The organism is Mycobacterium paragordonae, assembly GCF_003614435.1.
In the GTDB taxonomy this organism is placed as follows: Bacteria; Actinomycetota; Actinomycetes; order Mycobacteriales; family Mycobacteriaceae; genus Mycobacterium; species Mycobacterium paragordonae.
This window is the reverse complement of record NZ_CP025546.1, coordinates 2,177,532-2,191,342: the sequence shown is the minus strand read 5'-3', so window position 1 is coordinate 2,191,342 and position 13,811 is coordinate 2,177,532. Positions and strand designations below refer to the sequence as shown.

Sequence of the window (13,811 nt, the reverse complement as noted above, 5' to 3'; positions counted from 1 at the left end):
GAGATCTTCATGGCAGACAAAGTGCTGGGCGCTCTCGGCCACGCCTTGGCCCTGACCGGTTCCATGACCTGGGAAATCCTGTGGGCGCTGATCCTGGGCTTCGCCTTGTCCGCTGTCGTGCAGGCGGTGGTGCGTCGCTCGACGATCGTGGGACTGCTGGGTGACGACCGGCCGCGGACGCTGGCGGTGGCCGCCGGCCTGGGCGCGGCATCGTCGTCGTGCTCGTACGCCGCGGTGGCGCTGGCCCGGTCGCTGTTTCGCAAGGGCGCCAATTTCACCGCCGCGATGGCCTTCGAGATCGGTTCGACCAATCTGGTGGTGGAGCTGGGCATTATCCTGGCGCTGTTGATGGGCTGGCAGTTCACCGCGGCTGAGTTCGTCGGCGGGCCGCTGATGATCATCGTGCTGGCATTGTTGTTCCGGCTGTTCGTGCGTCAGCGGCTGATCGACGCCGCCCGCGAGGAAGCCGACAAGGGAGTGGCCGGCTCGATGGAAGGCCATGCGGCCATGGACATGTCGATCCAGGGCGACGGGTCGTTCTGGCGTCGGCTGTTCTCCGGGCCGGGGCTGACCTCGGTGTCGCATGTGTTCGTGATGGAGTGGCTCGCGATCCTGCGTGACCTCGTTATCGGTCTGTTCATCGCGGGTGCGATCGCGGCCTGGGTGCCCGAAAGTTTCTGGCAGGAATTCTTTTTGACGAATCACCCGACCTGGTCGGCGGTGTGGGGGCCTATCGTCGGGCCGTTCGTGGCGATCGTGTCGTTCGTCTGCTCGATCGGCAACGTGCCACTCGCCGCGGTGTTGTGGAACGGGGGCATCAGCTTCGGCGGTGTCATCGCGTTCATCTTCGCCGACCTGCTGATCCTGCCGATCCTCAACATCTACCGCAAATACTACGGCACCAGGATGATGCTGACGCTGCTCGCCACGTTCTACGCAGCGATGGTGGCAGCCGGTTATATGGTCGAATTGATCTTCGGCACAGCGGGTCTCATTCCCAGTGAGCGCAACGCCATGGTCATGTCGTCCGGGATCAGCTGGAACTACACCACCTGGCTGAACATCATCTTTCTGGTGATCGCCGTGGTGCTGGTCGCACGGTTCTTCACCTCTGGTGGGATGCCCATGCTGCGCATGATGGGCGGCTCGCCCGACGCCGAGCATGAGCACGGGGGGCACGGGTCGGAATGCCACTGACGCAAGTAGCTTGGCTGTACTCCGGAACGTGACATCGCATTTGATATCAAACTTTTTCGCGGCTAGGCGGTGCTTTCCCATCAGCCCCATGAGTAACGCGTGCGGCGCGGCACCGCCTCGCGGAACGTGATATCACATGTGGTATCAACCGGTTTCGCGCTTGCGACGATGCAGACTTGTCGGTGGTCCTTCGTAGAATCGGGGCATGGCGGGGGTTGGCCGTGGTCCAGCTGAGCTGGCGGTAGCCATTCGGTGGCGTCGGCGTGCCCTGACATCGCTCGGTCTAAGACAGAAGTCGGCCGCCCTGAGCCGTTCAAATGTCGCGAGAAACCCGCTCCAACAGCCATCCGCCCCATGCGGCATCCGTGCGTTTGCCGGGCAACGCGAGTGCCGTGGAGATCGTCACCATGAGGCCGGTGGCGAAAAAGGTCCGCACCTCGAGCTCGTCCGCGCCGGTGATGTCGCTGACCGCGCGTTGCAGTGCGAGGTGGCGGGCGGCGACTGCCGCGCGCACCACCTCGTCTCCCGCGGCCGCGTAACTTTGCAGCATCATCAGCGCGACGGTGCGATCGCGCTGCAGCAGACGCCGATAAGCATCGCCGAGCCCGATCAGCGGTGTCACGCCGTCACCGGTCCGCAAACGGCCGGCGGCCGCACTGAACGCGGCGGCGATCTGATCGAATGTCTCGTCGACGACCGCAAGGAATAGTGCTTGCTTGGAGCCGAACATCTGCACGACGCGCGGATGCGAGATGCCGGCGCGAGCGGCGATGACCTCCAACCGTGTTCCCGCCAGCCCGGTTTCGGCGAACTCGATTGCCGCTGCCGTCAGAATCTCGGCACGCCGCACCGATGCCGGCTTACGCGCGCGTGCCGACGCTGCGGCATCGGCCGTCATCAGAGCGGATTCTTGCCGAGTTGGCGCAGCACCAGATCGTTGTCGTACAGACAGCGATAAGCGGTGATCAGGCCGTCCTCGCCAAGCTCCAGGCGGTCATCGCCATGAAACTCGACCTTTCGGCCGGTCGAGGCCTGCGTGCCGGTGAACCGCCACGCAACCAGCACTGCAGACCGGGTTACCTCGGCATACAGGCCCTCCAGGGAGAACTGATGGTCGGGGAACGCCCGATCCATCTTTACGACGAAGTCACGGATCGCCGCACGGCCGTGGGCTGTATCGCCGAGTGCCGGTTCGTCGTAGACCAAGTCTTCTGCACACAACGCGGCGACGGCATCGCCGTCGTGGTCGTTCCAGGCCTTCGCCCAACGGTGCAGGAAAGCGGTCACGGTTGCAGGTTCGCCGATGGCGGCGCTCAAAGTTGTCATGTACCTAACTTACTTGTTTGTAAGTAAATGCGCCAGCCCGGCAAACCCCCGATGGCGGCTCGATCGCCGAGCCACCAGCGAATACGAGCGACATACCTGCCCCGAAGGCCCCCACAGCGGTATCCTGGCCTGCGGTAAATCACGGCGAAAGGGGCCCAGGTGCCAGCTCCGAACGAGCCCGCCGACATTGGACGATTGTTGCTGCGCTGCAACGACCGGCCGGGGATCATCGCCGCGGTTAGTACCTTTCTCACCCAGGCGGGGGCCAACATCATCTCGCTGGACCAGCATTCGACAGCGCCCGAGGGCGGAACTTTCCTGCAGCGTGCGATCTTTCACCTGCCGGGTCTGACCGCTGCCATCGACGGACTGGAGCGCGAGTTCGCCGCTGCCGTCGCCGAAAAGTTCGGAATCGACTACCGATTCACCGAAGCCGCCAAGCCCAAGCGGGTAGCCATCATGGCGTCCAAGGACGACCACTGCCTGCTGGACCTGTTGTGGCGCAACCGGCGCGGCGAACTACAAATGTCCATCGCCATGGTGATCGCCAACCATCCCGACCTGGCCGACCAAGTCCGCCCCTTCGGCGTGCCGTTCGTCCACATTCCGGCGACCCGCGACACGCGCGCCGAGGCGGAGCAGCGTCAGCTTCAATTGCTCAGCGGCAATGTGGATCTGGTGGTGCTGGCCCGCTACATGCAGATCCTGACACCGGAGTTCCTGGCTGCCGTCGGATGCCCGCTGATCAACATCCACCACTCGTTCCTGCCGGCGTTCATCGGGGCGGCGCCCTACAAGCGCGCTCGGGAGCGAGGCGTCAAACTCGTCGGCGCCACCGCGCACTACGTCACCGAGGTCCTCGACGAGGGGCCGATCATCGAGCAGGACGTGGTGCGCGTCAGTCACACCGATACCGTCGGAGACCTGGTGCGGGTCGGTGCCGATGTGGAACGCGCGGTGCTCTCGCGGGCGGTGTTGTGGCACTGCCAGGACCGCGTCATCGTGCACAACAACCAGACCATCGTCTTCTAGAGGCCTTCTCAAGCCGCCGCGGTGTCCACCGCCGTGTTGCCGAATCGTGCCCCCAGGGCCGCCCAGACATCGCCATACTGCCCCGGCGATTTCCGGTACGCCGCTTGACGTTTGATGAACCCGCGCGCCAACGGGACGACGGCCCGTAGCGGATAACGCTTCCAGCCGGTCTGCGCCCGCATCTCGGCAAGCATGTCCGGCCACGAATGGTGCTGAAATTGCAGCGCCTTCTGCGCCCCGGCCACATTCATCCAATCCGCGTTGGGATACCAGCAGTCGTCGTCGTCGGGGTCGCCGGGCCGCCCCTGTGGCATCAGGCCCGGCATGCCCCGCGCGGCCGCCATCGATGAGCCGATCTCACCCTGTCGCAGCAGGTGGGAGTCGTCGCCGCCGATCAGAAAGATCTCGCCGAGCACGTCCTTCTGCGCAGCCGCCGCGAATGCCGTTGCCACATCACGGGTATCGACGGAATGCACTCGACCATCAAAGGGCAGCGCGCTGGTGAAATACATGATGTCGCGAGTGACGGGCATCGCCCTCGGATCTACGCTCAGCACGCCGCCGAGCCGCAGCACCACCCAGTCCAGGCCTGAGGACCGCACACACTCTTCGGCTTCGAGTTTGAGCCCTCCGTACAGTTCGCACGGCTGAAGCGGAGTGTCCAGCGTGAGCAACTCGGGATGACGATAGGGATTACGTGAGCCGTAGATTGCAGTGCTGGACGCATGCACAAACCGCGGCGGCCTCGGTTGATCGGATGCGGCACCCACCAACGATGCGGTCGCACCGACGTTCAACCTGCGGGCGAATGCGGCGTTGCAGTACACCAGCGGCGGGATCACCGCCGCCAGATGGACGATCACGTCCGGCGACACTTCCGCCACCAGGGACCGCACTTGTGCGGGGTCGGTGAGGTCAAGCCATCGCGTTTCCACGCGCGGCGGTAGTTCGTCGTAGGCCTTGCGATGTGCCGTGGCGATCACCCGCCACCCGTCGGCCGCGAATCGTCGGACAGTCTCTGTCCCCACCAGACCGAAAGCACCGGTGATCAGCACGGTTCCCGACATGGCAGTCCTCGATCCCGTCAAGCAACTCTGCGCAGGACGGTAACCCAATCGGTTGCCGGTGCGCTAGATCTGGCCCTGTCAGACCCGAGTGCGAGAATCGTTTCGTGCAGGGTTACGACATCATCGGTGACATCCACGGCTGCGCTCCCGCTCTGCAGACTCTGCTCACGGAACTCGGATACGAACATCGGGGCGGCACCCTGCACCATCCGCACCGCCAGGCGATCTTCGTCGGTGACTTGGTCGACCGCGGCAGTGAGCAACTGCGGGTCCTCGAAACCGTCAAAGGCATGGTGGACGCCGGCAGCGCCCAAATCGTCATGGGCAACCACGAATTCAACGCAATCGGGTATGCGACCGAGCATCCGGCCGGCAGCGGGAGATATCTACGGGAACACAGCGACAAGAATAACCGGCAACACCGACAGTTCCTCGACCAGCTCACCGCTGAACAGCGGGCCCACTACGTGGCGTGGTTCGCGACCCTTCCGCTGTGGCTCGACCTCGACGACCTGCGCGTGGTGCATGCCTGCTGGCACGACGAATCCATGAAAATAGTTGAACGACAACTCGGTTCGACCCGTTTTGCCGCCGCGGGCCAGATCGTCGATGCCACCACCAAGGGCCACGAACTCTACGAGGCCGTCGAGGTGCTGCTTAAAGGACCCGAGATCAGCCTGACGGCCAGGGAACTACCGCGGTTCAAGGACAAAGACGGTCATTTGCGCGGCGCAGCAAGAATCCGCTGGTGGGACGACAACGCCACCACGGTGCGCCAAATCGCAGAAATAGCAGACACTTTCACGGCCGAAGATGGCACACCTTATCCCCCGCTGCCCGACATCGAGGTCTCGCCGGAAGATCGTTCGTATACTTACACGCAGACGGTGCCGGTGTTCTACGGTCACTACTGGCGCAGGGGCACCCCGCAACACGCCCGCGACTGGACGACGCGCTGCGCCTGCGTGGACTTCAGTGCGGCAAAGGGCGGAAAGTTGACCGCTTACCGCTGGTCCGGTGAGAGCACCATCCGAGCCGAGAACTATTGGCAGCTGGGCGGCTAACCGCTCCGCCGCGCCAGGTGCTCGCGCAGCCGGCGGTTGACCGGTTCGGGTAGTAGCTCGGTGACGTCGCCGCCGAGCATCGCAACCTCTTTCGCCAGCGATGACGAGACGAACGAATAGCGGGGAGCGGTCGCGACAAAGAACGTGTCGACGCCGGCCACGTGCTTGTTCATCTGCGCCATCTGCAGCTCGTATTCGAAGTCGGTGCCGGTGCGCAGACCCTTCACAATCGCGTTCATGCCCTGCGACCGGACGAAGTCGACCACCAGGCCCTGCCCCGACTCCACCCGCAGATTGGGCAGATGCGTGGTCGACTCCTCGATCATCGCGATCCGCTCGGCGAGGTCGAACATGCCCTTCTTGGCCGGGTTGATCAGGATTGCGACGACCACTTCGTCGAACTGGGCCGCGGCGCGTTCGAAGACGTCGATGTGGCCCAACGTCACCGGGTCGAAGGACCCCGGGCATACCGCGCCGCTCATAACCGATGACGCTAGCAGGGCGGTTCACTCATGCTCGGCCAGCTCCAGACGAGTGTCGCCGTAAACCCGCTCCGGCCATACCGACCAGCCGGCTGGCCAGGTCAGCGGCGCGCTGCCGACGCCGCGCTCCACGACCGCGACGGTGCCCTCCCGCACCCAGCCGTGCGTGCCCAACGCGGCCAGAACCGCGTCGACGTCCGCTGTTTCGGTGTCGTACGGCGGGTCCGCAAGCACCAGGTCGACCGGCGACGGCGCCCCCGCCGCCAGCACCGCGGCGACCGCGCCCCGGCGCACCACGGCGCCCGGCAGTCCTACGGCGGTGATGTTGCGGGCCAGGACGGCCGCGGTGCGCTGATCGGACTCGACGAACACGGCCGATGCGGCCCCGCGCGACAGCGCCTCCAGGCCCAGGGCACCGGAGCCCGCATAGAGATCGAGCACGGCCACACCGGTCAGGTCCAGTCGCGCCGACAGGATGTTGAACAGCGACTCGCGCACCCGGTCGGTGGTCGGCCGGGTTCCGCGCGGCGGAACCGTTAGCCTTCTGCCCCCGGCCGAACCCCCGATGAGGCGCGTCAGCGCAGCACCACCAGCAGGTCTCCACCTTCCACCTGGGCGGTACTCGACACGGCGACGCGCTCCACGGCGCCGTCGGCGGGCGCGGTGATCGGCGCTTCCATCTTCATCGCCTCGATGGTGGCAATCGTCTGCCCCGCCGTCACCTGATCACCGTCGGACACGCTGACCGTGACCACCCCGGCGAACGGCGCCGCAACATGATTCGGGTTGCCGCGGTCGGCTTTCTCAGCGGCCGGCACCGCGCTGGCGATGCTACGGTCGCGCACCAGCACCGGCCGCAGTTGGCCGTTGATGATGCACATGACGGTGCGCATGCCGCGCTCGTCGGGTTCGGAGATCGCCTCCAGCCCGATCAACAGCTCCACGCCGCGCTCCAGCTTCACCCGGTGCTCTTCGCCCTGGCGCAGGCCGTAGAAGAACTGGTTGGCCGACAACTGCGAAGTATCGCCGTAGTTATCCCGGTGCTCCTCGAATTCCTTTGTCGGACCGGGGAACAGCAGCCGGTTCAAGGTGGCTTGGCGTTTCGGCCCCGGTGCCGACAGCGCATTCTCGTCGTCGGCGGACAGCGTGGGGGCCGGCTTGGCCGGCGCACGACCGGCCAGCGCCTTCGAGCGCAGCGGCTCCGGCCACCCGCCGGCGGGATCCCCGAGCTCGCCACGCAGGAAGCCCAGCACCGAATCCGGAATGTCGAAACGAGCCGGGTCCGAAGCGAATTCGTCGGCGGACAGCCCCGAACCGACCAGCGCCAGCGCCAGATCGCCGACCACCTTCGACGACGGCGTCACCTTGATCAGCCGTCCCAGCACCCAGTCGGCTCCCGCGTACGCCTCTTCGATCTCCTCGAACCGGTCGCCGAGCCCCAGCGCGATCGCCTGCTGGCGAAGGTTGGACAGCTGGCCGCCCGGAATCTCGTGGTGGTAGACCCGCCCGGTCGGCCCGGGAAGCCCAGATTCGAAGGGTGCGTACACCTTACGCAGCGCCTCCCAGTACGGCTCCAGCGCACACACCGCCGGCAGCGACAAGCCGGTGTCGTATTCGGTGTGCGCGGCCGCGGCGACGATCGAACTCAGCGACGGCTGGCTGGTGGTGCCGGCCATCGGCGCGGCCGCCCCGTCGACCGCATCCGCCCCCGCCTGCCAGGCCGCCACGTAGCTGCCGAGCTGGCCCCCGGGCGTGTCGTGGGTGTGCACGTGCACGGGCAGATCGAAACGACTGCGCAGCGCACTGACGAGAGCGTGCGCGGCCGGTGCCCGCAGCAGGCCGGCCATGTCCTTGATGGCCAGCACATGCGCGCCGGCCTCCACGATGCTCTCGGCCAGCCGCAGGTAGTAGTCGAGGGTGTACAGCCCCTCCCCCGGATCCGACAGGTCGCCGGTGTAGCACATCGCGACTTCGGCTATGGCGGAACCGGTTTCGCGCACCGCGTCGATGGCCGGGCGCATCGAGTCCAGATTGTTGAGCGCGTCGAAGATGCGGAAGATGTCGATGCCGGTAGCCGTTGCCTCCTCGATGAACGCCGACGTGACGATCTCCGGATACGGCGTGTAGCCCACCGTGTTTCGGCCCCGCAACAGCATCTGCAGGCAGATGTTGGGAATCGATTCGCGCAGGGCCGCCAACCGCTCCCACGGGTCCTCTTTCAGGAAGCGCAGCGCCACGTCGTAGGTCGCACCGCCCCAGCACTCCACCGACAGCAGTTGCGGTGTGGTCCGCGCCAGATGCGGTGCCACCATGAGCAATCCGCTGGTGCGTACCCGGGTCGCCAGCAGCGACTGGTGCGCGTCGCGGAAGGTCGTGTCGGTGACCCCGACCGCGGGCGACTCCCGCAGCCAGCGAGCGAAACCTTCCGGGCCGAGCTCGACGAGCCGTTGCTTGGAACCGGCCGGCGGCGGGGTGTCCCGGTTGATCTCGGGCAGCTTGTCCTGCGGGTACACCTTCGACGGCCGGGTGCCGTGCGGTTTGTTGACGGTGACGTCGGCCAGATAGTTGAGGATCTTGGTGCCGCGGTCCGCCGAGGTGCGCGCGGTCAGCAGGTGCGGCCGGTCGTCGATGAACGACGTGGTGACGCGTCCGGCCTGGAAGTCCGGGTCGTCCAGAACCGCTTGCAGGAACGGGATATTCGTCGACACCCCGCGAATCCGGAACTCCGCCATGGCGCGGCGCGCCCGGTTGACCGCGGTCTGGAAATCCCGGCCGCGGCAGGTGAGCTTGACCAGCATGGAGTCGAAGTGCGCGCTGATCTCGGCACCCAGGTTGGTGCTGCCGTCCAGCCGGATGCCGGCTCCGCCGGGGGTACGCAGGGCGCTGATCCGCCCTGTGTCGGGCCGGAATCCGTTGGCCGGGTCCTCGGTGGTGATGCGGCACTGCAGGGCGGCGCCATGCGGCCGCACGGCGTCCTGCGTCAGGCCGAGATCCTCGAGCGTCTCGCCCGAGGCGATGCGCAGCTGGCTGGAGACCAGGTCGACGTCGGTGATCTCCTCGGTGACGGTGTGCTCCACCTGAATTCGCGGATTCATCTCGATGAAGACGTAGTCGCCGCTCTCGTCGAGCAGGAACTCGACCGTCCCGGCACAGCTGTATCCGATGTGGCGGGCGAAAGCGACGGCGTCTGCGCACATCTTGTCGCGCAGTTCCGGCGACAGGTTCGGCGCCGGCGCCAGTTCGATGACCTTCTGGTGGCGGCGCTGCACGCTGCAGTCGCGCTCGTAGAGGTGGATCACGTTGCCGTGCGTGTCGGCCAGGATCTGCACCTCGATGTGGCGTGGGCGCAACACCGCCTGCTCCAGGTAGACCGTCGGGTCACCGAACGCCGACTCGGCTTCCCGGCTGGCGGCTTCGATCGCCTCGGGCAGCGCCGCGCTTTCGGTGACGCGGCGCATCCCGCGGCCACCGCCACCGGCAACGGCCTTGACGAACAACGGAAACCGCATAGCTTCAGAGGCCGCCACCAGTTCGTCCACCGAGGACGACGGCGCCGAGGACTCCAGCACCGGCAGCCCCGCCTCCCGCGCCGCCGCGATGGCGCGGGACTTATTTCCGGTCAGCTCAAGCACTTCCGCGCCCGGGCCGACGAACGCGATACCGGCTGCCGCGCACGACGCGGCCAGATCCGGGTTCTCCGAGAGGAATCCGTAGCCCGGGTATACCGCGTCCGCGCCGCAGCGGCGGGCTGTCTCGACGATCTCGTCCACCGACAGGTATGCGCGCACCGGGTGTCCGACTTCGCCGATCTGATACGACTCGTCGGCCTTCAGCCGGTGCAGCGAGTTGCGGTCCTCGTAGGAGTAGACGGCGACGGTGCCGACGCCGAGTTCGTAGGCGGCGCGGAACGCCCGGATCGCGATCTCGCCGCGATTGGCCACCAGCACTTTGGAGATCACCCTTGACCCCTAACTCAGATGAGCGTTGACCAATAGTTCCAGAAGCGGACGAGGATCAGGAGCAAAACCGCGGTGAACCAGAACGTGACGAATGACCACCGCCACCCGAACAGCAACCGCAACAGGCCGCGGTCGTCCAGCGTCGGACGCAGCAGGATGGATGTCACCACCACCAACAGCGTGATGGTCATCGCCCACACCACCATGCAGTACGGGCAGAGGGCCCCGATCCGGTACAGGCTCTGGAAGATCAGCCAGTGCACGAATACCGCACCGATCGCCAGCCCGACCTCCAGGCCGGTCCAATACCACCGCGGCAGCGGCACTTTCGCCACCGCCAGCACCCCGGTGACCACCACCACGGTGAAGCCCGCGATGCCCAGCAGCGGATTGGGGAACCCGAGCAGCGACGCCTGCTTGGTCACCATCACCGAACCGCACGACACGATCGGGTTGATGTTGCAGGTCGGCACGTAAGAGGGGTTGCGCAGCAGTTCGATCTTCTCCACGGTCAGCGTGATCGAGGAGAGCAGGCCGATCACGCCGCCGATCAGCACCCACCAGGCGCTCAGCACGGGCACCCACGTGCCCGCCGGTTTCACTTCGCCGGATTCCTCGGCGACAACGTCGACTGACATCTCTGAGGTCTTCTGTTAAGTCTTCGAGGCCGCCGAAGCCTCGTCCATGCCCGGAATGTTGCCGACGATGTCCCTGATCTTGGCGACCAGGGCCTCGGGTGTCGACGGGTCGTATTCCTCGCCGTTGATCCGGACCGTCGGGGTGGCGCGGATGTTGCTGGCCGCCGCGAGGCCGGTGACCTTCGAGATGTACTTGCCGCTGTTGATGCAGTCCGGCACCTTGCCCGCGGCGCCCGCCTCACGGGCGATCTCGATCAGTCGCGCATTGTCGGGGAATTTCGTGCCGGTCTCTTCCGGCTGGATGTCCTTGCTGTACAGCGCCGAGTGGAACCGGCGGAACGCTTCGATGGACTCGTCGGCCACGCAGTAAGCCGCGGCGGCGGCCCGCGAGGAGTAGTTCTGGGTTCGCGGGCTGTCCAGGATCGTGACCATGGAGTAGTCCGCCGCGATGGCGCCGATGTCGATCAGCTTGGAGACGGTGGGGCCGAAGCCACGCTCGAAGTTGCCGCACGCCGGACACAGGAAGTCTTCGTAGAAGGCGACCAGGGCTTTGGGCTTGCCACTGGACTGGCCATTGTCGGTGACCAGCTTGCTCGACGTCACGCGGACCGCGCCTTCCCCGCTGACCGGGGTCTTCTTGTGATTGTTCGTCACGATGTAGAAGACGAGGGCGACGGCGAAGATGACCACGATCGCGGTCCCGCCGATCTGGATGAGCCTGCCGAACTTGCCGTCACCGGACCCGGATTTCAGGTCGAGTCGAGCGGGGCGCTTGGGTTTGTCGGCCACGAGATCCTCACGTTTCGTTGACTTCACCCGCAGTCGGGCGCCTCTAGACTACCGACGCCACTGGTGAGGCGGGTCAGCACCGGCTCAGGTGCGCCCGCAACGCCGAAATCATTTCGGTCGTCGCTACGGCGCTGTCGCCCCCCAGCTGGAAAAGGTTGGCGAAACCGTGCGTCAACGACCCCAGATAGCGCAGGTCCACGTCGGTACCGGCGGCTCGCAAGGCCGTCGCGTAGTCCACGCCCTCGTCGCGTAACGGGTCGAATCCGGCGACCGCGATCAGGGCGGGCGCCAGCCCGGACAGCGATGGCGCCAGTGCCGGCGAGACGCGGGGATCTTTGGTGTCGATGCCGGATTTCCTGAGGTACTGCGACTCGAACCAGTCCATGTCGCGCTTGGTCAGCAGGAAGCCCCGCGCGAACAGGCTCATCGAGCGGGTCCGCGTGCTGAAATCGGTGCGCGGGTAGATCAGCCACTGCAGCACCGGGGCGGGGCCGCCGCTGTCCCGGGCCAGCTGGCTGACGACGGCCGCCAGGTTGCCGCCCGCGCTGTCGCCGCCGACGGCGACCAGTCCGGGAGCCGCGCCGAGCCGGGCGGCGTTCTCGCAGGCCCACTGGAAGGCGGCATAGGCGTCCTCGATCGCCGCCGGCGCCGGATGCTCCGGTGCCAGCCGGTAGTCGATGGACAGGACGTGTGCGCCGGCATCGCGGCAGGTCAATCGGCACAGCGCGTCATGGGTGTCCAGGTCACCGATCACCCAGCCGCCGCCGTGATAGAAGACCAGCAGGGGCGCGTTGTCGCCGTTGGGCGGACGGTAGTGCCGGGCCGGGATCTCGCCGGCCGGTCCCGGCAGCGAGAGCTCGGTGACCTCAACGTGGATCTGCGGGCCGGGGAGCGCCACCATGCTGTCGTGCATCAGGGCGCGGGAGGGCCCGGGGTCGTCGTCGACCACCAGGCCGTCGATACCGGCGGCGCGCATGCCCGTCAGCATCAGCTGCAGCGTCGGGTCGAGGGTGTTGCCGTCGATGATCACCGAACGGCCCCGCGTCAGCAGCCGTTTGGCGACCGACGGAACCCAGGGAATGACTTTCATGCCAGTGGTGGTGATGGTGTTCTGCACGCGCGTCTTCCACCCCGCCGGTGGACGCGTTACCCCGAGATGGAGGTCCTGCGTGCCGGGCAGACTTTTGGTCATGGGCCGCTCCCTACAAGAACTTTCGTGACGCTGGCAGACTCACCGATTCCGGCGTACCCCGCGACCAACTGTACGTCGTGACCAAATTGACGAATTCCGACACTCACCGAGGGTTGATTAGGTCGCATATCCATCTCGGTAATATCGTGGTCCCGAGATCGGAGACTATTCACTTCAAACAGGCAGGTGAAATTACGTGACTGGCGAGTCGGGCGCCGCGGCGGTTCCCTCAATAACCCTCAACGACGAGAACACGATTCCGGTGCTGGGCCTTGGCACCGCGGATCTCTCGGAGGACGAGACCGAACGCGCCGTGTCAGCCGCGCTGGAGATGGGCTGCCGACTCATCGACACCGCATCCGCATACGGCAACGAGGCCGCGGTCGGCCGTGCGATCGCCGCCTCCGGCATCCCGCGGGCGGAACTCTTCGTCACCACCAAACTGGCCACCGAGAACCACGGCTTCAACTTCTCTCAGGACGCCTGCAAGGCCAGCCTGGAGCGGCTCGGTCTCGACTACGTCGACCTGTATCTGATCCACTGGCCGGCGCCGGCGCAGGGTAAGTATGTGGACTCCTGGGGCGGACTGATCCAGTCCCGCGGTGAAGGACACGCCCGCTCGATCGGAGTGTCCAACTTCACCGCGGAGTACCTGGAGATGGTGATCGACCTGACGTTCGTCACGCCGGCGATCAACCAGATCGAACTGCACCCCCTGCTCAATCAGGAGGAACTGCGCAAGGCGAACGAGGGGCACCAGATCGTCACGCAGGCCTATACCCCGCTGGCGCTCGGCAAGTTGGCGGAGAACCCGACCGTCACCTCGATCGCGGGCGAATACGGGAAGACGGTGTCGCAGGTGCTGTTGCGGTGGAATGTGCAACTGGGCAACTCGGTCGTGTTCCGCTCGGCCAACGCCGAGCACATCGCCGGCAACCTGGACGTGTTCGACTTCGAGCTGTCCGCCGAGCACATGAATGCGCTGACCGGCCTGAACGACGGCACCCGGCTTCGTCCGGACCCGGAAACCTACGCCGGCACCTAAACCGCTCCCGTCGAGCGTGA

13 protein-coding genes are annotated in these 13,811 nt (G+C 66.0%); 4 read left to right on the top strand and 9 right to left on the bottom strand.

The genetic code is table 11. The features are described 5' to 3' along the window. Positions 1-9: 9 nt before the first annotated feature. A complete protein-coding gene (locus tag C0J29_RS10255) occupies positions 10-1,197 on the top strand; it encodes a permease (RefSeq protein ID WP_120792242.1) in 1,188 nt (395 codons plus the stop codon). Positions 1,198-1,510: 313 nt separating this feature from the next. On the opposite strand, the gene C0J29_RS10250 is transcribed toward C0J29_RS10255, so the two are convergent. Beyond that, positions 1,511-2,095, bottom strand: a complete 585-nt coding sequence (locus tag C0J29_RS10250) for a TetR/AcrR family transcriptional regulator (RefSeq protein WP_120792241.1) — start codon at positions 2,093-2,095, stop codon at positions 1,511-1,513. After that, positions 2,095-2,523, bottom strand: coding sequence for a nuclear transport factor 2 family protein (locus C0J29_RS10245; RefSeq protein WP_120792240.1), 429 nt, complete (start codon positions 2,521-2,523; stop codon positions 2,095-2,097). The genes C0J29_RS10250 and C0J29_RS10245 overlap by 1 nt, the downstream gene beginning before the upstream one ends. A gap of 159 nt (positions 2,524-2,682) precedes the next feature. Between C0J29_RS10245 and purU the strand changes: the two genes are divergently transcribed. Continuing rightward, positions 2,683-3,555 carry a formyltetrahydrofolate deformylase gene (gene purU / locus C0J29_RS10240; RefSeq protein ID WP_240743538.1) on the top strand — a complete coding sequence of 291 codons (873 nt, stop codon included), beginning with the start codon at positions 2,683-2,685 and terminating at the stop codon, positions 3,553-3,555. An 8-nt stretch (positions 3,556-3,563) separates the two neighbouring features. Here the strand turns inward: purU and C0J29_RS10235 are convergent, their stop codons facing one another. Further along, positions 3,564-4,622 carry an NAD-dependent epimerase/dehydratase family protein gene (locus C0J29_RS10235; RefSeq protein ID WP_120792238.1) on the bottom strand — a complete coding sequence of 353 codons (1,059 nt, stop codon included), beginning with the start codon at positions 4,620-4,622 and terminating at the stop codon, positions 3,564-3,566. 104 nt (positions 4,623-4,726) lie between these two features. Between C0J29_RS10235 and C0J29_RS10230 the strand changes: the two genes are divergently transcribed. Further along, the gene (locus tag C0J29_RS10230) at positions 4,727-5,686 is read left to right on the top strand and encodes a metallophosphoesterase (protein ID WP_120792237.1); all 960 of its coding nucleotides are present in this window, start codon (positions 4,727-4,729) and stop codon (positions 5,684-5,686) included. Here the strand turns inward: C0J29_RS10230 and coaD are convergent. The 6 genes from coaD to C0J29_RS10200 all read right to left on the bottom strand — a co-directional run bounded on the left by coaD (position 5,683) and on the right by C0J29_RS10200 (position 12,746). Next, positions 5,683-6,168 carry a pantetheine-phosphate adenylyltransferase gene (coaD, locus tag C0J29_RS10225; RefSeq protein ID WP_065043989.1) on the bottom strand — a complete coding sequence of 162 codons (486 nt, stop codon included), beginning with the start codon at positions 6,166-6,168 and terminating at the stop codon, positions 5,683-5,685. The genes C0J29_RS10230 and coaD overlap by 4 nt on opposite strands. Before the next feature lie 24 nt (positions 6,169-6,192). Continuing rightward, positions 6,193-6,747 carry a 16S rRNA (guanine(966)-N(2))-methyltransferase RsmD gene (gene rsmD / locus C0J29_RS10220; RefSeq protein WP_120792236.1) on the bottom strand — a complete coding sequence of 185 codons (555 nt, stop codon included), beginning with the start codon at positions 6,745-6,747 and terminating at the stop codon, positions 6,193-6,195. After that, a complete protein-coding gene (locus C0J29_RS10215) occupies positions 6,744-10,127 on the bottom strand; it encodes a pyruvate carboxylase (protein WP_120792235.1) in 3,384 nt (1,127 codons plus the stop codon). Before C0J29_RS10215 ends, rsmD begins: the two co-directional genes overlap by 4 nt. Before the next feature lie 14 nt (positions 10,128-10,141). After that, complete coding sequence (locus tag C0J29_RS10210) at positions 10,142-10,765, bottom strand: vitamin K epoxide reductase family protein (protein ID WP_120792234.1); 624 nt, start codon at positions 10,763-10,765, stop codon at positions 10,142-10,144. A 15-nt stretch (positions 10,766-10,780) separates the two neighbouring features. Next, positions 10,781-11,554: a DsbA family protein gene (locus C0J29_RS10205; RefSeq protein ID WP_065043993.1), complete on the bottom strand. Its 774-nt coding sequence runs from the start codon at positions 11,552-11,554 to the stop codon at positions 10,781-10,783. Positions 11,555-11,627: 73 nt separating this feature from the next. Continuing rightward, positions 11,628-12,746 carry an alpha/beta hydrolase gene (locus tag C0J29_RS10200; protein ID WP_120792233.1) on the bottom strand — a complete coding sequence of 373 codons (1,119 nt, stop codon included), beginning with the start codon at positions 12,744-12,746 and terminating at the stop codon, positions 11,628-11,630. Positions 12,747-12,942: 196 nt separating this feature from the next. Between C0J29_RS10200 and C0J29_RS10195 the strand changes: the two genes are divergently transcribed. Beyond that, positions 12,943-13,791, top strand: coding sequence for an aldo/keto reductase (locus tag C0J29_RS10195; protein WP_120792232.1), 849 nt, complete (start codon positions 12,943-12,945; stop codon positions 13,789-13,791). Positions 13,792-13,811 lie beyond the last annotated feature (20 nt).

Coding starts and splice junctions, on each gene's coding strand:
- C0J29_RS10255 (WP_120792242.1), top strand. CDS start 10: ATGGCAGACAAAGTGCTGGGCGCTCTCGGCCACGCCTTGGCCCTGACC.
- C0J29_RS10250 (WP_120792241.1), bottom strand. CDS start 2,095: ATGACGGCCGATGCCGCAGCGTCGGCACGCGCGCGTAAGCCGGCATCG.
- C0J29_RS10245 (WP_120792240.1), bottom strand. CDS start 2,523: ATGACAACTTTGAGCGCCGCCATCGGCGAACCTGCAACCGTGACCGCT.
- C0J29_RS10235 (WP_120792238.1), bottom strand. CDS start 4,622: ATGTCGGGAACCGTGCTGATCACCGGTGCTTTCGGTCTGGTGGGGACA.
- coaD (WP_065043989.1), bottom strand. CDS start 6,168: ATGAGCGGCGCGGTATGCCCGGGGTCCTTCGACCCGGTGACGTTGGGC.
- C0J29_RS10210 (WP_120792234.1), bottom strand. CDS start 10,765: ATGTCAGTCGACGTTGTCGCCGAGGAATCCGGCGAAGTGAAACCGGCG.
- C0J29_RS10200 (WP_120792233.1), bottom strand. CDS start 12,746: ATGACCAAAAGTCTGCCCGGCACGCAGGACCTCCATCTCGGGGTAACG.